Here is a 19,334-nt window from a genome sequence, read left to right as displayed (position 1 = left end):
CTCGCCACACAGGACCCGGAACAGGACAGCACGGGTCCGCGACTCGCTCTGTGGCAGGGGGCGGGACTCAACCCCGGTCGGCCGTCGTGCCTGACGGTCTGGCTGCCGACCGGCCCGGCAAGTCCCGAACACCCGTCAACCGAAAGGAAGTTTCACCGTGACCGCCATTCTCGAACCGCCCACCGCAAGCCCGCTCGCTGGTATCCGCTCGCTGGAGCTGGAGATCACCGGTAAGTGTCAGCTCACGTGTACGCACTGCCTGTCCGAGTCCAGTCCGCAAGCGAGCCACGGCACCATGACGCCCGCGGACTGGCGCACGGTCATCACGGATGCTGCCGCGCTCGGCATCCGCACCGTTCAGCTCATCGGAGGTGAGCCGACCGTTCACCCGTACTGGCGTGAGTTCACGGAACTCGCGCTCTCCCTCGGGCTGCACGTGGAGGTCTACAGCAACCTGTTTCACGTCGCCCCCGACTGGTGGGACGTGTTCACCCGCGAGGGCGTGACCCTCGGAACGAGCTACTACAGCGACGACCCCGCCGAACACGACAAGATCACCGGGCGGGAGGGCAGCTACGCCCGCACCCGATGCCACATCCGCGAGGCAGTCAGCCGCGGGGTCACGGTCAGGGCTGGACTCGTGGACATCCTGCCGGGGCAGCGCGTTGCCGAAGCCCGCGCTGAGCTGGAATCCATGGGAGTGAGGCACATCAACACGGACCGAGTGCGTGCGGTCGGGCGTGCCGCTCTGCCGGGGCAGTCGCCGACGCTGGACGAAATGTGCGGGCGATGCACCCGCGGACGCGCCGCCATCCTGCCGAACGGGGACTTGGCCGGCTGCGTGCTCTCGCGCGACTTCCCGGCGGGCAACGTGCGGGAAACCCCGCTCGCCGACCTGTTCGGCGGAGCAGCATGGGCGGAACTGGCCGCGAGTGTGCCCCCGCTGCGTGCCAACGCGTGCCCGCCCGACGATTCGGGCGACTGTGACCCCGCCAACACGGAAGCCTGTGACCCCGCTTACTGACCTGAAAGGCTCGCCACCATGGATTGGGAGAGCAAGGCAAGCACCCTCGCGGACCAGGTGACCGACCCGGATTCACGGTGGCTCGCCCCTGTGGCACGTGTCGCCCGTCACGAGCTGGTGCCCCGCTGGTGGGACGTGGACGACTCGGGCCGGTGGGTACTGCGCGACGGACGGAGCGACCCGGAAGCGTGGATGGACGCCGCGTATGCGGACCGGTCCCTGATCACCAGGGTTGGCACGCTGCACGCCGACCACGCTGAATCCGGAGACCAGCCCGAGGGTCTGCCCACGTCATCCGCGACCATGCCGAGCCTGGTGGTGCGGATGCTGAGACACGGGCGCCTCGGGGACGGGCTGTCCCTGCTGGACTTGGGCACCGGAGCCGGCGGGCTCACCGCCTACGCCTGTCACCGACTCGGGGACAACCACGTGACGAGTCTGGACGTGGACCCGTACCTGGTCAGTGCAGCCCGGGACCGGCTCGCCGACATGGGGTACCGCCCGAAGATGATCTCGTCGGACGCCATCAAGAACGTGCCCGGCTCGTATGACCGCATCGTGTGCACGGTCGCCCTAGCGCCCGGTCCGGGACTCCGCGCGGTGCTCGCCGCGCTGGAACCCGGCGGACGCATTGCGACGACCCTGGCGCGCACGTCCCTGATCATCACCGGGTGGAAAGACCGGAACGGGGACGTGGTGGGCACGGTCGCGCGGGACATGGCGGGCTTCATGCTCAGCCGGTCCGGCGACGACTACCCGCCCGCCCTGGCCGAGCTGTTCGCCCTCGCCCGTGAGGCAGACGGGGATGAGACCAGCACGGGCCGCTATCCCGTAGTGGACGTGGCGAACGCATGGGAACTCCGGTCCATGCTGGAAATCACGGCACCGGGTACGGAACTCGGATACGAGACCAGCGGGCGGACGCGAACCGCCTACCTGGTGCACCCGGACGGATCATGGGCACGCGCGTCCGCCGAGTGGACCGACCCGCCGACCGTGCACCAGGGCGGACCGCAGCAGCTCTGGTCCGCGCTCGAACGCATCCGCAACCGGCTGAACGCGGAAGGCTCGTTGCCGTTGCTCGGTGCGCGCGTGCGCATCACGCCCGATGGGGTGTGCCACCTGTCCCGGGGACGGTGGCGCGCATCCATGGGGGCGCGATAGCCCCGCGGTACCGCGGACCCTCCTAGCACTTCCACGTGCCGGTCCCGGCACCCGATCCGACTCCGCTACCCCCGAAGCGGTGAGGGTGCCACCCCGGCCCCGTCCATGTGCTGCCTCTGTGGCCCATGGGCGGGGCTCGGACGGCGGTGAGTGCGTCAAGGTCGCTGACGGCTTCGCCGGCGCCCGCGCGGTATCCGCCCGTGACCTCACCGGGATCGGCTGTCCTCGCCGAGCCGCGAGCACCCACTTCGAGGAGGCTCTGCATCTGCGCAAGTCCGGCTTCGACCGCGTGAAAGTCGTGGACCGCGTCGGCCTCGCCGCCGCACTGTTCAACGCGGGCGAGCCGGATCGGGCTGCCGCCGCAGCCCACCAAGCGCTCGACGATGCGGCCCGTATCGACTCCACGCTCATCGCCTCCCGGCTCAACACGCTGCTGGACGCGGCCCGCCCGTACACGACCGCTGCGGTCGATGACGTACGGACCCGCGCGAAGGACCTCACCGCCGCCAGACCGACCACGATCGCGGCCTGAGAGCATCAAGGCATGGGCAAGCACAGCCGACCCGGGCCGTCGAACCAGCCGTCGCGCGCCGTCCCGCGCGTGGACGCCGACAACCCGTTCGCCGCGTACGACAAGCGGCGCCGCCCGCCGATGGACATCTACCGGCGCCACCGGCCGGTGCACGGCGGCGCCGGTCACCTCCGACCCGACGAGCCGCGCGTCCTGGAGGAGTGGAGCGGGTTCGCATACGAGCCGGTCGGCACCGCTCCCAACCTCGCGGCCGCCCAAGAATGGGAGAACGAGCTGCGGCTCGGCAACGACCCCACAGCATGAGGACCCCATAGCGAAAGGCATCCCGGTCCACAGCCGGTGCAATAACTCATCGAGTCGAGGCGCTGAGGGCTTCACCGTCGCTGTGCCCGTACGCGACCATAGCGGCCGTGAAGCGCGGCGAGTTGAGCGCCTGATCCGAGCACTGCACGCGCCGAAACATGAACGCGCCCCTCGCTTACCGAACATTCAGGCGCGGGGCCATCGTCGTGCTCGGCAGTCCCGGGGCTGGCGCTACTTCTTGGCGGCGCGGCGTCCACGGCCGGCGGTGGGCTGGTCACGACTAGGCGAACCACAAACGCGCCGAGTCGATCCAGGAGACCCAAGCACAACGAGGCCGCACGTCAGGCCGAGCGAGGCCGACGCCACCCACTCAGCGATACCTCGGGGCCGTCAGAAAGATACCGATGCAGTGCGCTGGCGGTAGTGTCCACGAACTCCTCGGGGATGGCGTCGGCGTCGACCCAGCGGACCTGGGCGTGCTTGCGCGGTTCGCGGTTCTCGGGTTCGCCCGTCCACTCATGTGCGGCGAAGACGACGGTGAGGAAGCCGTTGGGGGCTTCGACGCCCCATGCGCCGTGAATGATGTGCGCAACCTTGAGGGACTCGTGCTTCACGGTCAGGCCGGTCTCCTCATACAGCTCGCGCACGGCGGTTTCGGTGATGGGCTCACCGGCTTCGCTCTTGCCGACAGGAAGGTCCCACATGCCCTGGGCGAACTTGGCGTTCTGGCTGCGCTGGAGGAGGACGACACGGTTGGCGGCCAAGTCGTGGACGATGACGGCGGCTACCAGCAAGGTCATGGATTCCAGTGCGGGCTGGAGGGCTTCGGGCTGGTTGTCGGTTGTCCGCTGGTTCACAACTGGGTCCCTTCGTCGTCCGGCTGGTGAGGTTCTTCGGGGTGCCGACCCGGCTTTTCGACCTGCCGTAAGAGCCCGGTCACGACCTGCTCGGCACCAGCCCCACTCTCGGTTCCATCCGCGTCCTGCGCGAACTTGACGGCCTCCGGCGCCTTCTGGAGCGCCACAAGGCGTACGGGCCGGTGCGTGAGTACCTGGTGCGCTTCGATGACGCACAACGCGCCAGAATGCTTCTGCTGGCCGACATCATTCCGTCGTCACCGGGAGGCACCCCCGCATGACGCCCGCCGCAGACACTCCCACACCTGCCGACCCGGAAGCCTGGAACGCCTACCTTGCAGAAGGCAACGCCAAGCAGGCCCGCAAGCGGGTTGCCGCGGACATCCTGCTGCGCGACCCGTCCGGGCACGTCCTGCTGGTGAACCCCACCTACAAACCGGACTGGGACCTGCCCGGAGGGATGGCGGAGGACAACGAGCCACCGGAACGGACAGTTGAGCGGGAGCTGATGGAAGAGCTCGGCCTGCGGGTGACCGTGCGCGGACTGCTGGTGGTGGACTGGGTTGCGCCGCACGGACCTTGGGACGACCAGATCGCGTTCATCTTCGACGGCGGCACGATCAGTCCGGAGCAGGCCGGCCGGCTGAGACCCCAGGACGGAGAGCTCTCGGAGATCGCCTTCGTCCCTCCTGCTCAGACTCCGAGGCTGCTGGGAGCCCGCACGGGCCGCCGCCTCACCGCCGCGCTGGACGCCCTCGCTGCCGGCCGGGCCGGGTACCTGCGGGACGGGATGCCGGTGGCCTAGAGCCCGGCCCCGCTGCTCCGATACCCCGGTGCCCGGCCCCCGGCTGGACGCCCCGGGCCCGTACCCCTGAAACTGATGAGCCATCACGTACAGAGACGACTGCGAACGCCCGGCGGGGCGGGGCGGGAGCCAGGTGCCGGAGCCACAGCCACGGCGGATCGCGGGGCGCTACGAGCTGCTGGAGCGGTTCGGGCACGGCGGCATGGGGGACGTGTGGCGGGGCTATGACGCCGTCCTCGACCGGCCGGTCGCCGTGAAGCTCATCCGGCCGCAGGCCGTGGCCTCGCCCTCGGTGGCGGAGGAGTTCGAGAAGCGGTTCCGGCGCGAGGCGCGGATCACCGCGCGCATCCAGCACCCGGGCGTGCCGCAGGTGTACGACGCGGTGCTCGACGAGTCATACGAGCAGCTGTTCCTGGTGATGGAACTGGTCGACGGCGTGCCGCTGACCGCGTACGTCCACCCGCACCGTCCGCTCCCCGTCAGCTGGGCGGTGGCCGTGGCGGCGCAGGTGGCGACCGTGCTGTCGTACGCCCACGACGTGCCGGTCGTGCACCGCGACCTGAAGCCGAGCAACATCCTCGTCGCGCGCGACGGCACGGTGAAGGTGCTGGACTTCGGCATCGCGGCGATCCTGCGGACGGACGTCACCAAGCTGACCGCGACCGGCAGCCCCGTCGGCACCCACCAGTACATGGCACCGGAACAGGTGCGCGGCGCGCGGGTCACACCGAGCACCGACCTCTACGCGCTCGGCTGCGTGCTCCACGAACTGCTCTGCGGCTGGCCGCTGTTCAACGGGGACAGCGAGTGGCAGCTGATGACGCAGCACGTCAACGCGGCACCGATCCCCCTGCGGGAACTGCGTGAGGACGTGCCGGCGGAACTGGAGGAGCTGGTCCTGCACCTGCTCCGCAAGGCGCCCGAGGCGCGCCCCGCGGACGTGCAGGAGGTGTACGAGCGGCTGCGGCCCTTCCTGCCGCCACCCGGGGAGCCCGGGGAGGAGTCCGCGCCGGAGGAGGCGGGGCCCGCCGGGACGCCCGACCCGACCGGGATCTTCCGGCGCCCCTACGCGCCCCGGGCCCGTACCGGCACCGGCACCGGCACCGGTACCGGCACCGGTACGGGCGGCGCCCGGCCGGCCGCGCCCGCCGCCGGGCCGGACGTGTCACCCGCGCTACCCGCGGCCGAGCGGGAGGCGCTGCGGGAGCGGATCCGCGAGGTCCACGCGCACTACGCCGCCCTGATGGAGGAGGAGCGGTACGCGCAGGCCGCCGAGGTGGTGGGCGAGATGGTCGAGCCGGCCGCGCGTGCCCTGGGCGCGGAGAGCAAGGCGGTGCTCGGGCTGCGCAGGCGCCGGGCGTTCAGCCGGCAGCTGGCGGGCGACTACCGGGCCGCGCTGCCCGAGTTCGAAGCGCTGGCCGACGCTTACGGGCGCGTGAGCGGTCCGGGCAGCGAGGACGCGCTGGACAGCCGGGCGCAGGCGGCGCGCTGCCGTGGTGAGCTCGGTCAGGTCACGGAGGCACTGGCCGGGCTGCGCGGCGTCCTCGACGCCGTCCGCGCCGTCGACGGCGACGTGAGCGAGACCGCCGTGGAGCTGCGCCGCGACATCGGCATGCTGCTCCTCGCGCAGGGGCGGGCGACCGACGCCCTGGGCGTCCTGGAGCCGCTGCACGCGGACCTGTGCGTGGTCTTCGGCCCGGACGACGAACTCACCGCCGAGGTGGCCGAGACCCTGGCCGTGATCCGGCTGGATCTCGACGGCAGCGCTCCCGGCGCCCCTTCCTGACCTGTCCGTTCGCCCGCGTCGCAGCCCGCCCCGCCCCTAGGATCCCTGCATGCCGCAGCTCGCCTTCGACATCGGCTTCTTCGCCGAACTCCCCAAACTCCAACCGCCCGTGCGGAAGGGCGTCCTCGACGCCTGGGAGAAGTTCGGCCGGCTCACCCTCGACCAGCTCTTCAGAGACCAGGGGCTGAAGCTGGAGAGCCTGACGCACGCGAAGGACCAGCAGATCCGGACGATCCGCATCGACCAGTTCTGGCGCGGTGTCGTCCTCGCCCCGCCCTCCGGTGACACCTTCGTGCTGCTGCGGGTCATGCAGCACGACAAGGCCATCGCGTGGGCGAAGAAGCAGAAGTCCAGCATCAACGAGGTGACACGGGCCGTCGAGATCCGGGACGCGGCCACCCTGGACGAGATCACCCCGGCCTACGAGCGGGTGGCGGAAGCCTCGCCGAAGCAGCGGCTGTTCGCGAAGTTCTCGGACGGGGACCTGACCGCGCTCGGCATCGACGCCGAGACGCTGCGGCAGGCCCGGACGCTCGTCGACAAGGAGCAGCTGGAGGTCTTCGCACCGCTGCTGCCGCAGGACCAGCGCGAGGTGCTGCAGTACCTCGCGGCGGGCTGCACGGTCGAGGAGGTGTGGCAGGACATCGTGGCGCCCGCGCTGCAGGCCCAGGCGTCAGTGCCGCCGGACGGCACCGGGGACTACGAGACCGCGATCCGGCACAGCGGGGCCCGTATCGCGCTCGTCACGGCCTCCGAGGAGCTGCGGGAGATCCTCGACAAGCCCTTCGCGGCCTGGCGGGTGTTCCTGCACCCCTCACAGCGGAAGGTGGCCTACCGGGCCTCGTACTCGGGGCCCGCGCAGGTCAGTGGCGGCCCGGGGACCGGCAAGACCGTCGTGGCGCTGCACCGCGTCAAGCACCTCCTCGGGTATCTGCGCGACGGCGACCGCATCCTGCTCACCACCTACACCAACGCGCTGGTCAACGCGCTCCGTTCCGGCCTGGAGTCCCTCGTGGAGGACCCGGAGCTGCGGGAGCGCGTGGACATCTCGACGGTCGACGGCTTCGCCAGCCGTGTCGTCGCCGAGGAGACGGGCGCGGTGGCGCTGCGGCCGCTGACGCACCAGGAGGAGGAGAGCCGCTGGGGCGAGGCCGCCGAGGCGACGGGCTTCGCCGGCAGCGCGCAGTTCCTCGCCCAGGAGTACCGGCACGTCGTCCTGGCCCAGGACATCAGGACCCTGCCCGACTACGAGGCGGCGGACCGGCGCGGCCGCGGGAGCCGGCTGACGGCGGCCGAGCGGCCCCTGGTGTGGGAGACGGTGGAGCGGTTCACAGCCGGCCTGGCCTCGGACGGGGCCCGCACCTGGCTGCAGACGTGCGCGGAGGCGGCACGGCTGCTGGAGGAGACGGGGCCGCGGTACCGGCATGTGGTGGTGGACGAGGCGCAGGATCTGCACCCCGCGCAGTGGCGCCTGCTGCGCGCGGCCGTCCCCGCCCGTCCGGACGACCTGTTCATCGCGGGCGATCCGCACCAGCGCATCTACGACGCGAAGGTGTCCCTGAAGTCGCTCGGCATCAAGGTGACCGGGCGGTCGGTGAAGCTGCGCAAGAACTACCGCAGTACGCAGGAGATCCTGCGCTGGTCCACGGCGCTGCTCGTGGGCCGTCCGATCGCCGAGCTGGAGGACGAGAACCGCCCCGACACGCTGCTCGGCTACCGCTCCGCCCTGCACGGCGATGGGCCCGCCCTGCACGCGGCGGCGGACGAAGAGGCCGAACTGGACGCGCTGGTAACTCGGGTGCGGGCGTGGCTGGAGGCGGGCGTCGGCGCCGGGGAGATCGGGGTGAGCACGCGCTTCAACAAGACGTGCGCGAAGGCGGTGGCGCGACTGAAGGCCGCCGGCATCCCCGCCGCACCCCTGCGGGCCGCCGACACTGCGGGCGAGGCAACGACCGTCCGGGTCGGAACGATGCACTCGTTCAAGGGACTCGAGTTCCGCTGTGTCGCGGTGATCGGCGTGAACGACGGCGCACTGCCCTTCCCGAAGGCGGTCACCCCGCCCGGGGTGGACGCCAAGCAGCACGAGACGGACCTGATGGCGGAGCGCTGCCTCCTGTTCGTCGCCTGCACCAGGGCCCGCGACAGCCTGTACGTCTCCTGGTCTGGCGAGCCGAGCCCGTTCCTGGTGGAGGCGGGCGTGTGACGTCAGGGGGACGAGGCCATGGCCCACGCACAGCGACGCATGCCGCTCTACGCCGTCTTCGGTCCCGCCGGACCCACAGGCTCCCGGAGGGACACACGTACGTCAGGCCCACACGATCGGTGCGCCAAGGAGTCCTGAGTTCGCGGCTCCGGCCCAGCCGCTATCGAATGCTCTGCAGGAGATTCCCCGTGGCAGTGACGGTCCAGAAGGACCAGCCGTCGCGAGCCGGATTAACGTGCGGGTTGAGGGCTCGCACCACTGCTGCCGCCGATCCGCTGGGAGTCCCGTACCGGCCGTACGGCGTCAAGGCCTCGTGCGGCGTTGGTGGAGGTCCACAGCCGCGTCGAGGACGCGGTCGATGCCGGTGGCGATGCCGGTGTCCGTGTTGTTCAGGTACCGCACGATCGCCGCGCCCGCTCCCGACACGGCTGGGGGAGGCACGGTGACGGTCCGGAAGAGCGGCGGCACTCCGTAGATCTGGCGGAGGACCTCCTCGACGACGAACTCGTTGACTGGACGCCGCTCGCTGCGGTGCGTGGCGGCGACCTCGGCGCTGAACTCCGCGAGCTCCTCGACGCGGCACCGGTCGCCCAGCCGCGGAGCGAGGAGCACGGCGACCACCGAGACGAGGAAATCGTTGAAGGCGATCCTGTCGCCCGGTGAGAGGGCTTCGTCGAGCGCCTTCGCCCTGCGGTCCTTGAGGACGAGGCATCTGATCTGGTCGCGGAATCGTGGCTCGACACGCATGCCGGCACCTCCTACTCGACGTGGGTGAAACTCATGAGGACGGCGAGCACGGCGTCCTCGAACGACTCGTGCCGGCCGACCTCGTCGGAGCGGAAGAGCCCGTGGGGTCGCACGACGGCGAAGGCACACCACAGTCCCAGGTGGTGGTCCACATGGCCGGCGTGGAACGTCTCCTCACCGTTGTCGAGGACGACGTGGACGGTCTCCTCGCCGGGGCGCACGTCGGGCTGCGGCCGGAGCGAGAACCGGTGGCGTTCGAGGGACTGCCGGAGTGCCGTGCCGACTTCCGGGATCGCCATGCCGCACTCCTTGTGTGTGGGGTGGTGTGGTGGTGTGGTGGTGGTTCCGTTCGGATCACTTCGCCCGGCGACGGAGCGCGGCAGCGTGATCGCGGAGGTTCCCCGGGCCGACGGCCTCGTAGTACCGGCGCGCCGCGCGCGCGAGCTCCGCCCTGGGGGGCAGCTGTGCGGCGAAGTCGGCGAGGACACGTCCGCGTTCCGCCTCGTCGAGGGCCGCCCACTCGCCGTAGGGCCCGCCGCAGGCGTCGGTGAGGACGTCGAGGCAATCGGCGAACGCCAGCGACTCCATGCCGTCCCAGTCGGCAAGCCAGCGTTCGCGCAGTACCTCGAAGGCGAGACCGACGACGTTGTTGCCGGTCGCCGACGGCGGACGCGCCGGTTCCGACTGCTCGTCGCCCTCGTCCCCGGGCTGCCGGGGCGCGTCGATCCCGAGGCGGACGCGCTGCTCCAGTCCCGTCAGCCGTTCCTGTGCCGCGCTGTTGCCCCGGCGCACGGCGAGGGCATACCAGTGCAACGCCCGGTCCTGGTCCTTGTACTGCTCCTCGTAGAGCTGTCCGAGATGCAGCGGGCCGACAGGGTCGCCGGCTTCGGAGGCTTTCGTGTACCACTGCGTCGCCTCCAGGAGCGCCGCGCCGTCGACGGGCCCCGGCTCGATGCCCTGCATCCTGGCCTGGACCCGGCCCTCGGCGATCTGCCCGAGCCGGTTCATCGACGGCGTGTGTCCGGCCGCGGCCGCGGCACGGTACATCGCAGCGATCACCGGCAGCCGCTCGACTCCCTCCTTGGTCTCACGGCGGTACGCCTCGCGGTAGACGGTGTCCGGGTCGGCGCCGGGTTCCGGTGGGGCGTCGGGGGCGTTGTTGGAGGCGAACACCCAGCCGGCGGCGTGATCCTCGACGCGGCGGCCCGGCTCGGGTCTGCCGTTCCCGACGAGCTGGTCGGCGACCACGCCGAAGATGTGATCGAACGTGAGGCCGGCCGGCCCGCCGGGGACGCCCTCGTGCACGGTGTCCACGAGGGCCTTGGTGAAGTACGTCTGCGCGTCGGCGACGGCCTCCAGTTCGTACCAGGAGGTCTCGTACGCGCTGCTGCTCATCATCAGGTACGCGCCGGTCGCCGGGAGCAAGCGGTCGGCGGAGAGGCGGCCGTACTCCTCCGTGGCGAGGCCCGCGTAGCAGCAGTCGAGCACCGCGATCTTGACCGCGGCCGGGCTGGAGCGGAACGCGTCCCGCACCGCCTCGAAGGACAGCCCCGTGGCGGCCGTGTAGTGCGCATCGGTCCTGGTGTCGCCCACGGTGAGGCACAGCCGCTCGCGGTGATCGTAGATCCCGTGTCCGACGTAGTAGAAGAACGCGACATCCGTGGCCTCGCGGAACGCGTCGATGAGCTCGACATGGGTCCTGCCGAGCGTGGGGCGGTTCTCGAACCGCACGATGGACTCCTCGGGCCACGGGCCGCACACCGGGTCCAGGAGCAGGTCCCGCATCCGGTTGAAGCTGCGTTCGACCGCGCGGACGTCCTGGAAGTCCGTGTACTCCCAGGTACCCATGAGGACCGCGCGCGAACGGGAGTAATCCCGGCGTGCCGGGTCAGTCATGGCCGAGCAGGCGGTCGGTGATGTCCAGGATCTTCTGCGGGTCGTCGAGGTTCTCACCGGTGAGGGTCACGGACCGGTCGTCCCGGGTGATCGTCACGGTCACGGACGAGCGCCGGGACTTGATGAACACCGGCAGCGTCCGGATCGCGACGGCGAGGACGGCCGAGGACGGCACGAGCAACTGCAGCACCTCGGTGACGCCGAGCTCGCCGCCACCCGGGCCGGATCGCCTTCGGGTGACGGTCGCGCCCGGGACGGCACGCAGACGGCGGAACAACGGACCGACGTCGGCCGGCTCGGAGACCGTCAAGCCGAGTTCGAGCGGTCCCCCGGCAGCGTTCGCGGGAATCTCGGGTTCCTGTGAAGTGTTCGGTCCAGGCATCGGGGCCTCCCCAGCCGATGGTGTGCTCCGTCCAAGCGCGGTGTTCTCCGCGGCGTTCAGCTCATGGGTGTCCTCGGCGTCCCGGTCCCGGCGTTTCACGGCCTGTGCTTCGCGGTACCGAAGGCGCACCCGTTTCCCCGGCCACGCCCTCGATCCACCGCCTCCACACACCGGGGGCAGGACGCCCGCTCAAACCTCCACCCGCCGGTCCCGGTTGTAGTAGAGCGCGACATCCTCCGGAGCGTGCAGGCGGATGTCCTCGCCGTCGGCGCTCACCATGGAGACCCAGCCGGGAGGAGCGGAATCGGGTGGTGTGAGGATGAACGGGCCGTCCCCGTTTATCGCATACACCGTGCTGCCGAAGCCCACCGTGTGCCCGTCTTTCGTGCGATAGCTCGCCATGGAGCAGTCGTACCACTGCTTCTATTCGCCCCGTGGCCCTTTCACGGAACTCCAACAACCTGTGGAGAGGGGCCGCCCGAAGGATGGTGTTTCCCGGCTCGCGGCGCCGGGACCGCTCGCGCCGGCGGCCGATCCGCTCACCGGCAAGGTCGCCCTGACGGACCGCTGACGACGGCGGCCGGGTGGGCAGGGACGACTCCCCTGCCCGCCCGGCCGCTCGCACCGGTCCTCAGAGCCCGCCGGCTGTGGCTCCCGGCGCGGAACGCCGTTCGCCCGCGCCGTCCGGAGCGCGGTCCGGCTCGTCGCCGCCTCTGTTGAGCCAGGCCTCGATCGCGCCGTTGCGGGCGATCCTGACCCAGTCGGCCCGGCCGTCGCCGTCGAGCTCGGGCAGGGCCACGACGCCGCCGGTGCCTGTCGCGATCTGACCCCGCTCGGTCCACCGGCTGCCGCCGGTGTTGAACCAGGCCCTGGGCACGCCGTCGGGATCGATGGCGATGTAGTCGGCCCTGCGGTCGCAGTTGAGGTCGGCGAACTCGATCTGCTGGTTGGCACGCGGCGGGAGGTTGGTCAGGATGGCGCCGCCGCTCTCCCAGCCGTTGCGGTCGGGTGTGTCGCCGCCGCGGTTGTACCAGACGTCGATCGTGGTGCTGAAGTCGATCAGACGGATGTAGTCCGCCCGTCCGTCACCGTTCACGTCGGCGAATCGGATGCGGTCGACGGGGGTGTCGGTGCCCCGGCCGTAGTCGAGGTGCGGATCGAACCTGGCGCGCCAGCCGTCCTCGTCGGAGGTGTCGCCCCCGCGGTTGTAGTAGGCGTCGATGGCGTTGTCCGGCCGGATGACGATGTAGTCGTCGCGGCGGTCGTTGTCAAGGTCGGCGAAGAAGACCCGGTCGGGCCCCAGGCCCGTACCCGCGGCGATCTCACCGCGGTAGACCCAGGTGATCTCCCCGTCGGCATCCCGGTTGAGCCAGGCGGTCGCGGCGCCGCTGGGAGAGATCCACACGATGTCGTCCCGGCCGTCGCCGTCGAGATCGGCGTACTTCATCGAACGGGCGGCGTCGGGGTTGCCGGGAAGCCCCTCCCAGATCAGCCCCCTCCCTTCGTATCCCCGGCGTGCGGTGCACTGCTCGGGGGGCTGCTCGACTCGGGCGGGCTCCGTGACCCAGCCGTTGGCGAGCGCCGTCCGGGTGCCCGCGTAGAACGCGTCGGCGATCTTCTCGTATCCCGCGTCGTTGGGGTGGACCACATCGTCCAGATCGGCCTCGGTGACGGCGCTCAGGTCCACCCGGACCAGGTGGTCCCCGTCGGCGATGCGCCCGCCCAGCATCGTCCAAACGGATGCGTTGTAGGCGTCGATCCGGTTCTGGATGGTGTCGTCCCGCGACGGGGGCAGTGTGCCGACCACGACGGCTACCCCGGGCGACCAGGCGTAGATGTCGTCGATCAGCCCGCTGAGCCTGTTCGGGGCGTTGCCCACGTCGACGTCGCGGACCATGTCGTTGGTGCCGGCCAGCAGCGTCACGACGTTGGGCCGCCTGGCCGCGACGGATTCGCCGACCGTGTCCCGGATCCGGTCGATGGTGTACCCGGCCCAGCCTTCGTGGTCGTCGTCGGGGATGCCCTCACCATGCTCGAGTTGGCCCACCAGGTCCAGGTTGTCCAGGGACTCGTAGAGCAGCGAATCGTCCGGAGTGCCCAGGAGTTCGCCCACTCTCACCTGGCCGAGGGATTCCTGGATCTCGTCACGCGCGCCGGAGTTGTCGCTGCTGCCCCACCCTTCCGTGATGGAGTCGCCGATCGGCATGAGGCGGATGTCGGAAGGGAGGTCCGGGGGTTCCGCGCCGGCATGGAGCCGTCCGAGGCCGACCGGCCGGTGGTCGCCGGGCGGCTGGCGCTCGTGGAGCCAGGCATCTCCCAACGTGATCGCGGTATTGATGTCGTCGGTGACGAAGTAGTCGAGGCGGCGGCCGCTGTTGTGGGTCGGAGTGTCCGCGTCGGTGCTCACGACGCGGGCGACCGGAAATCTGTCGCGCTCCGCCTGGAGGACATTCGGTTCCACGTTGAAGTCCCCACCGACGACCCAGCGGTACGGGAGGGGTTGACCAAGCGACCACTCCTCCACCGCGTCGTCGATCGCGTCCAGCAGCCCCGCCGAGTCGCCGCCTCCTCCGGACAGCGCGTGCACGGTGAAGTACCAGTACACGCCGTACCGCACGCCGAGCGCGGTACGGCCCGCGTCGAGCGGGTTCGCCACAACGTTGATCTCGTCGGGTTCCTCCGTGACGATGAGGGCCAGATTGACCCGCCGCTCTCCTGCCTGCGTCTGCATGAAGTAGATGTCCCGGAAGCCCGTGCTCTGGTCCGCCGTCTCCGGCTGCCAGCGGTGGTGATTGATCGTGTGGGTACGGGGGACACCCGTGCTGTCGTGGGTGACGCGGGTCAGGTCTCTCAGGTGAGGGGCGCTGGCGACCGCCGAGGGACCCGCTTCCTGCAGCATGATGATGGGGAATTGCCGTGAGTACTCCGGCAGATAGTTGTTCCACTTGCTTTCGCCCTGGTCGGTGGCGCCCTGCATGTTCCAGGTCAGGAGCGGCGTGCTCGACAGCGGCCGGTCGACCGCGGCGGCCGGGGCGGCGGGCAGGGCCACGAGCAGGCCAGACACCAGCGCGGCGACGACCGCCAGAGCTCCGCCCCTCCGCAGTCGGCGCCACAGGTGGGTGAGACGGCTCATGCCGAGTCACCCCCGTCGTTCCGGTACCCCACGACAGTTCCGTCGCCGGCCATGACCAGGTAGTCGACCCTGCCGTCACCGTTCAGTTCGGCGAGCCTGATCCGGTCGGCCGGATCGCCGGTGCCCCGGGCCAGGACGACCCTGCGCCCCACCCAGAAAACACTGTCGACGATGCCGAGGTTCACATCGGCAAGCAGGACGCTGCTCCCCCTCAGGCCCGTGCGGTCGTCCCGGCCGTCGCAGTCGACATCGGCCAACTCCCAGCGGAGGTCCGTATCGCTGTCCGTGCTCAGCAGGTGCGCCCAGAAGGCCCAGCCGACATGCCCCGGCCGGTCTCCGCCGTCGTTGCGCCAGGACGTCATCAGCCCTGTGGAGGACTGGCTCACGTAGTCGTCGTCCCCGTCACCGTCGAGGTCTCCGAAGTAGATCCGGTCGGGGGAGGAGCCGGTGCCCCTCGCGATCTGTCCCACCCCGCGCCAGCCGGGGGTGACCCCGTCCGGACCGGTCAGGTCACCCCCCTCGTTGATCCAGGCGTCGAGTGCGCCGTCGTCCTTCACGACGAGGTAGTCGTCCCTGCCGTCACCGTCCAGGTCGGCGAACTTGACTCGCTCCGGCGGGTATCCGGTGCCCGCGGCCACGCGCCCCCGGTACGACCATCGCCCGTCCCGGTCGTTGCGCCACTGCCGGACGCCCCCGATCTCGTCCAGCAGCAGGCGGTCGTCGTCCCCGTCTCCGTCGAGGTCGGCGAAGCGGACGAGTTCGAAGTCGGTGACGCCGGGTACGGCCGGGGCCACCTGCCCCAGAGGGGTCCATCCGCCGCCCAGTGCGCACCGTTCGGCGGCTTCGGCCTCGGGGCCGGTCATGGTGAAGGTCGTCCCTGCCGCGAGCAGGGACAGCGCGAGAAGGCAGCATCTGAGTCGCCGCGATGGAGTCGTGTCATCACGCGCCACGACGGCCTCGGGTAAGGACATGGACGGTCTCCTGAGAAGTGAGGGAACGTGTGTTCCGGACGGTGGTGGTGGGCCCGGCCCGGCGGCGGAGGTGCCGGCGCCGGGCCGGGCCCGGTTCGTCAGCCGTGACCGCCGCAGTACGGCGAGCTCCTTCCCGCCCGCCGCGTCCGTCCGTCAGTCCGTACGAAGACCGCCCCGCCGGCGCCGTGTGTTCCGCGCCGGTGACGACGGCGAACCGCGCGGTTGCCGGACGGGGAACGGGGACGGGACGGTCCGTGGCCATGTCCTCCACGGTGCACGGCACCGGCGGGCGGAACCAGGGGATGTCATCCCCTGGCTCGGCGGCCGGGCCGGTCCCCGTCACGGTCCGGTGGCGGATCCCGTCAGGCGGCGCCAGGCGAGCAGTGAACACAGGGCGAACCCCAGGGCGTTGCCCACGCCGTGGGTGGCGGCCGTCCAGGTCAGGGAGAGGTGGGGGAGGCCGGTGGCCTCGCCCAGGGCCCAGCTCAGGGCGAGCGCCATGGTCGCGACGAGCACCGCCGCCGAGACGGTGAGCAGCACACGGGTCGTGCGGTCGGCGCTGCCGGCCCGTGGCCCGCGCCAGACGGCGTACCCCACCAGCCACATCCCGGCGGTGAGCACGGCGGCCCCGAGGAGTTCGGCCCAGTCGCCGAGGAAGTAGCCGACGAGGACGAGCAGGGTGCCGACCGGCACGCTCCATGCGGCGGCCCGGGCCGCGCGGCCGCCGTCGGTCCGGCAGACCAGGCCGGCGACCAGCGCGGCGGCGAACCCGGCGAAGTGGAAGTGCGGCACGGTCAGCGCCAGGATTTCCAGTTCGAAGCCGAACAGTTCGTACCCCGCGCGTTCGGCGACCAGCGCCACCCCGGCGACGGACGGCGCCGCCAGCGCGGTCAGGACGGCGACCTCGGCGGGCGCCAGGGACCGGGTGCGGGCCAGCCGGAGCGGGGCCTGCGCGGCGAGGGCGACGGTGGCCAGTGCGTACAGCACGGCCAGCGCGGTGGCGGGACCACCGCGCGGCAGCCACAGGGCCAGTGCCCCGGGGGCGGCACCCAGCAGCCACCACGGGCGCGCCCGGACCGCTTCGGGGCCGCCGACGAGCGCCAGCCCCATCGGCACGACGGCGAACATGCCCAGCATGACGACGAGGTTCACCAGCACGGTCAGAGCGGTCATGACGGAGCCCCCCAGCAGCCGACTGCCACCGAGCCCAGACCTCGTCCGGGCCGCCATTCCCCCCGGGGCCGCCGGAGTGCCTGGCCCTCCGGAGCCTCAACTCCCGTCGGCGCAGGGCCCGTCGACCCGCGCCGCCCCCGGAGTGCTCCCGACCGCCGGAGCGCTGTCACCAGCGACGGCGGGGTGGATGGACCGCGCGGCCGAGCCGGACGCCGAGCGACAGGTCGTACAGCAGTGCCTGGCCGTTCAGGCCGCGCACCGTGGTGACGCCGTTGGCGAAGAACAGTTGGGGTTCTGTCTCTTCCTGGCCGCTGCCGTGCGCGTGGGAGTCGATGAAGCCGCTGACTACGAACTCGCCGCGCCCGTCAACCACTTCAGCGCCCGCAGGTACTCGGCCCGGCGCGCGCTGCCGATGGCGGCGATCCGTTCGCCGCGCACCAGCACCGTGACATGGCGCTGCGGCCCGGCTCCGGTCGCGCCGATCACCGCGGTTCCGGTGAGCGCGACGGCCGGGACACACCTGGCTGGACGCGGGCCTTGGCGGCTGCGGTCGGCCGGCTGCTGAGGCAGGGGTCAGGGCGAGCAGTCGGCCTTGCCGGGGCGCATGAGCCGCTCCATCGCGTCGAGGGCCCGATTCCACGGAAAGGCCCGGGCGTCCCCCGTCTTCGGCGGATGCGGCTCGTACCCGTCCTCCCCCAGCAGGACCCGCACCCCCTGCGACCGAAGTGCCTCAACGCTCCGCGGCACCGCGGGCTGCGCGGCCTGCGCCTGGTTGAAGAACGGCATCACCGCCACGGGCACACCCATGTGGACCGCTTCCGACGGGATGCCCAGCGCCACTGTGTCCGCGATGCCCGCACCCCACTTGTTCAAGCTGGTGCACGAGAGGGGAGCGACCAGCATGGCGTCCGCCTTCGGCAACGCGTCCTTCTCCCACGGCAGCTTGTACCGGAACCGCACGGGGTGGCCGGTGAGTCGCTCCAGTTCTCCCATCCGTGGCTCCCACCAGGCGGCAGCCGAGGGGGTGAGGATGACGCACACCTCCCAGCCGCGCCCCTGGGCAAGTCGTACGGCCCGGTCGAGGTACTGCGCAGGGCCGGCCGCGCAGGCGATCAGGTAGAGCACTCGGGTCATACACGGAGTCCACACCGCCGGGCGAGGCCGGTCAACTCCGGGCGCGGGGTGGGCACGAGTTCCACGAGTTCACCGACCAGTCCCGTGACGGATGGCCGCCGGACTTCCTCAGGAGCAAGCCGTTCGGCCTCCAGCAGATCGCGGACAGCGCCGTCGCGGTTTCTGGTCAGAGCCGCAGCGCCTGCGGTGGTCACCAGATGCCGTGCCTGCCGTTCCCTGCCCAATCCGGCCAGCGCCGCCGCGTCGATCCGCTGTGCCGCCTCGACAGCGGACCACGCGTCGTCAAGCCGGAGCAGCACATCCACCTCGTAGAGTCGCACGTTGGTGGGGCCGAAGTCAGTGAAGTCCGCCCCGCGCTCGCCCTGTTGGGCGGCCACCTCTCCGGCTTCGCCGAGCTGCTCCGCCGCGGTGGCCACAGCCTGGCGGGACCGGCCTGCCCCGGTCGCGCCGATTGCGGCCACCAGATGCAGCATTCCCAGAGTGGACAGCCCGGCTGAGCCGGACCGCTCCAGGTCGGGGCGGAGGGTGGTGGCGGTCGTGCCGGCGTAGTCGGTCGCGGCGGCGTGCCGCTGCTGGTGGATGAGGCCGCGTGTCACCCGCCGGGCGGCTGCGCCGATGGCCACGGGGTCGCCGGAGGTCTCGGCAGCCGCCAGTGCCCGGTCGGCGGCGAGCACGGCCGGTGTACGGGCAAGCGCTCCGTACTTGAAGAGAAGCGACGCGGTGAGCTGGTAGGCGCGGGACAGCAGGACAGCGGCCTCGCTGCTTGCGACGGCGGTGCGGTGCGCGTCGGCGAGGACCTCTGGAAGGTCGCGTGCAGCGGCGGCGTAGTGGCACGAGGCCCATGCCTGGCAGCAGAAGGTGACGCGTCGCCGCAGGTGGCCGAGGTCAACGACGCGACCTCGCGATGCGAGGGCATGAAGGGAATCAGCGAGAGCCGCCACTTCCACGGGTAATGCCGCGGAGGATCCAGGCCGCGGCACGGGGTGGTCGGTCATGAGGCGTTCCAGGGGGATGCGAAGGACATCGGCCGCCCGTTGGAGCACCGACAGACGCGGGTCGGTCTGCCGGTGCCCGCCTTCGAGGTCTTGTACCCAGCGCCGGGACTTGCCCATGAGACGTCCGAAGTCGCCTTGGGTGTAACCCCGCCGTTCCCGAAAGCAGGCGATGCGCCGGCCGATGCGTTCAGTGTCCACGACAGCCCCCGGAGCCAAGGCACGCACTGTG

20 protein-coding genes are annotated in these 19,334 nt (G+C 71.1%); 7 read left to right on the top strand and 13 right to left on the bottom strand.

Annotated elements, in window-relative coordinates:
* The first annotated feature begins 157 nt into the window (after positions 1-157).
* From IF83_RS0121845 to IF83_RS0121830, 4 genes are all read left to right on the top strand, one after another.
* A complete protein-coding gene (locus IF83_RS0121845; protein ID WP_030546717.1) occupies positions 158-1,024 on the top strand; it encodes a radical SAM/SPASM domain-containing protein in 867 nt (288 codons plus the stop codon).
* Between the two features lie 18 nt (positions 1,025-1,042).
* Positions 1,043-2,188 carry a methyltransferase domain-containing protein gene (locus IF83_RS0121840; RefSeq protein ID WP_030546715.1) on the top strand — a complete coding sequence of 382 codons (1,146 nt, stop codon included), beginning with the start codon at positions 1,043-1,045 and terminating at the stop codon, positions 2,186-2,188.
* 118 nt (positions 2,189-2,306) lie between these two features.
* Complete coding sequence (locus IF83_RS0121835) at positions 2,307-2,720, top strand: hypothetical protein (protein ID WP_030546714.1); 414 nt, start codon at positions 2,307-2,309, stop codon at positions 2,718-2,720.
* Positions 2,721-2,732: 12 nt separating this feature from the next.
* On the top strand, positions 2,733-3,023 hold the full coding sequence (locus tag IF83_RS0121830; RefSeq protein WP_030546712.1) for a DUF6087 family protein: 291 nt from the start codon (positions 2,733-2,735) through the stop codon (positions 3,021-3,023).
* Between the two features lie 341 nt (positions 3,024-3,364).
* On the opposite strand, the gene IF83_RS0121825 is transcribed toward IF83_RS0121830, so the two are convergent.
* Complete coding sequence (locus tag IF83_RS0121825; RefSeq protein WP_030546710.1) at positions 3,365-3,880, bottom strand: NUDIX domain-containing protein; 516 nt, start codon at positions 3,878-3,880, stop codon at positions 3,365-3,367.
* A gap of 277 nt (positions 3,881-4,157) precedes the next feature.
* On the opposite strand from IF83_RS0121825, the gene IF83_RS0121815 reads away from it, so the two are divergent.
* The 3 genes from IF83_RS0121815 (at position 4,158) to IF83_RS0121805 (ending at position 8,674) form a co-directional block, all read left to right on the top strand.
* A complete protein-coding gene (locus tag IF83_RS0121815; RefSeq protein ID WP_030546706.1) occupies positions 4,158-4,685 on the top strand; it encodes an NUDIX domain-containing protein in 528 nt (175 codons plus the stop codon).
* Between the two features lie 202 nt (positions 4,686-4,887).
* Positions 4,888-6,471 carry a serine/threonine-protein kinase gene (locus IF83_RS0121810; RefSeq protein WP_244177164.1) on the top strand — a complete coding sequence of 528 codons (1,584 nt, stop codon included), beginning with the start codon at positions 4,888-4,890 and terminating at the stop codon, positions 6,469-6,471.
* 49 nt (positions 6,472-6,520) lie between these two features.
* Entirely contained in the window at positions 6,521-8,674 is a 2,154-nt protein-coding gene (locus tag IF83_RS0121805) for a UvrD-helicase domain-containing protein (protein ID WP_030546702.1), read from the top strand.
* Between the two features lie 303 nt (positions 8,675-8,977).
* On the opposite strand, the gene IF83_RS0121800 is transcribed toward IF83_RS0121805, so the two are convergent.
* The 12 genes from IF83_RS0121800 to IF83_RS0121740 all read right to left on the bottom strand — a co-directional run bounded on the left by IF83_RS0121800 (position 8,978) and on the right by IF83_RS0121740 (position 19,303).
* Positions 8,978-9,421, bottom strand: coding sequence for a hypothetical protein (locus IF83_RS0121800; protein WP_030546700.1), 444 nt, complete (start codon positions 9,419-9,421; stop codon positions 8,978-8,980).
* An 11-nt stretch (positions 9,422-9,432) separates the two neighbouring features.
* Entirely contained in the window at positions 9,433-9,720 is a 288-nt protein-coding gene (locus IF83_RS0121795; RefSeq protein ID WP_030546698.1) for a hypothetical protein, read from the bottom strand.
* Positions 9,721-9,775: 55 nt separating this feature from the next.
* Entirely contained in the window at positions 9,776-11,317 is a 1,542-nt protein-coding gene (locus tag IF83_RS0121790; protein ID WP_037680767.1) for a caspase, EACC1-associated type, read from the bottom strand.
* Positions 11,310-11,699, bottom strand: a complete 390-nt coding sequence (locus tag IF83_RS0121785) for an effector-associated constant component EACC1 (protein ID WP_051723090.1) — start codon at positions 11,697-11,699, stop codon at positions 11,310-11,312. Before IF83_RS0121785 ends, IF83_RS0121790 begins: the two co-directional genes overlap by 8 nt.
* 189 nt (positions 11,700-11,888) lie before the next feature.
* Complete coding sequence (locus IF83_RS0121780; RefSeq protein ID WP_030546692.1) at positions 11,889-12,101, bottom strand: hypothetical protein; 213 nt, start codon at positions 12,099-12,101, stop codon at positions 11,889-11,891.
* A 229-nt stretch (positions 12,102-12,330) separates the two neighbouring features.
* The gene (locus IF83_RS0121770) at positions 12,331-14,832 is read right to left on the bottom strand and encodes an FG-GAP-like repeat-containing protein (protein WP_030546690.1); all 2,502 of its coding nucleotides are present in this window, start codon (positions 14,830-14,832) and stop codon (positions 12,331-12,333) included.
* On the bottom strand, positions 14,829-15,803 hold the full coding sequence (locus tag IF83_RS31325; protein ID WP_078843721.1) for an FG-GAP repeat domain-containing protein: 975 nt from the start codon (positions 15,801-15,803) through the stop codon (positions 14,829-14,831). The genes IF83_RS0121770 and IF83_RS31325 overlap by 4 nt, the downstream gene beginning before the upstream one ends.
* Before the next feature lie 339 nt (positions 15,804-16,142).
* On the bottom strand, positions 16,143-16,967 hold the full coding sequence (locus IF83_RS0121760) for a YndJ family protein (protein WP_030546686.1): 825 nt from the start codon (positions 16,965-16,967) through the stop codon (positions 16,143-16,145).
* Between the two features lie 175 nt (positions 16,968-17,142).
* A complete protein-coding gene (locus IF83_RS0121755; RefSeq protein ID WP_030546684.1) occupies positions 17,143-17,349 on the bottom strand; it encodes a hypothetical protein in 207 nt (68 codons plus the stop codon).
* Positions 17,322-17,462, bottom strand: coding sequence for a hypothetical protein (locus IF83_RS33850; protein WP_158711092.1), 141 nt, complete (start codon positions 17,460-17,462; stop codon positions 17,322-17,324). The genes IF83_RS0121755 and IF83_RS33850 overlap by 28 nt, the downstream gene beginning before the upstream one ends.
* A gap of 87 nt (positions 17,463-17,549) precedes the next feature.
* Positions 17,550-18,110, bottom strand: coding sequence for a flavoprotein (locus tag IF83_RS0121745; RefSeq protein WP_030546683.1), 561 nt, complete (start codon positions 18,108-18,110; stop codon positions 17,550-17,552).
* Positions 18,107-19,303, bottom strand: coding sequence for a helix-turn-helix transcriptional regulator (locus tag IF83_RS0121740; RefSeq protein WP_030546681.1), 1,197 nt, complete (start codon positions 19,301-19,303; stop codon positions 18,107-18,109). Before IF83_RS0121740 ends, IF83_RS0121745 begins: the two co-directional genes overlap by 4 nt.
* Between the last annotated feature and the right edge of the window lie 31 nt (positions 19,304-19,334).

It is taken from the genome of Streptomyces albus subsp. albus (genome assembly GCF_000719865.1).
In the GTDB taxonomy this organism is placed as follows: Bacteria; Actinomycetota; Actinomycetes; order Streptomycetales; family Streptomycetaceae; genus Streptomyces; species Streptomyces albus_E.
Note: the sequence above shows the minus strand (reverse complement) of the source record. Positions and strands in the feature narration are given on the sequence as shown.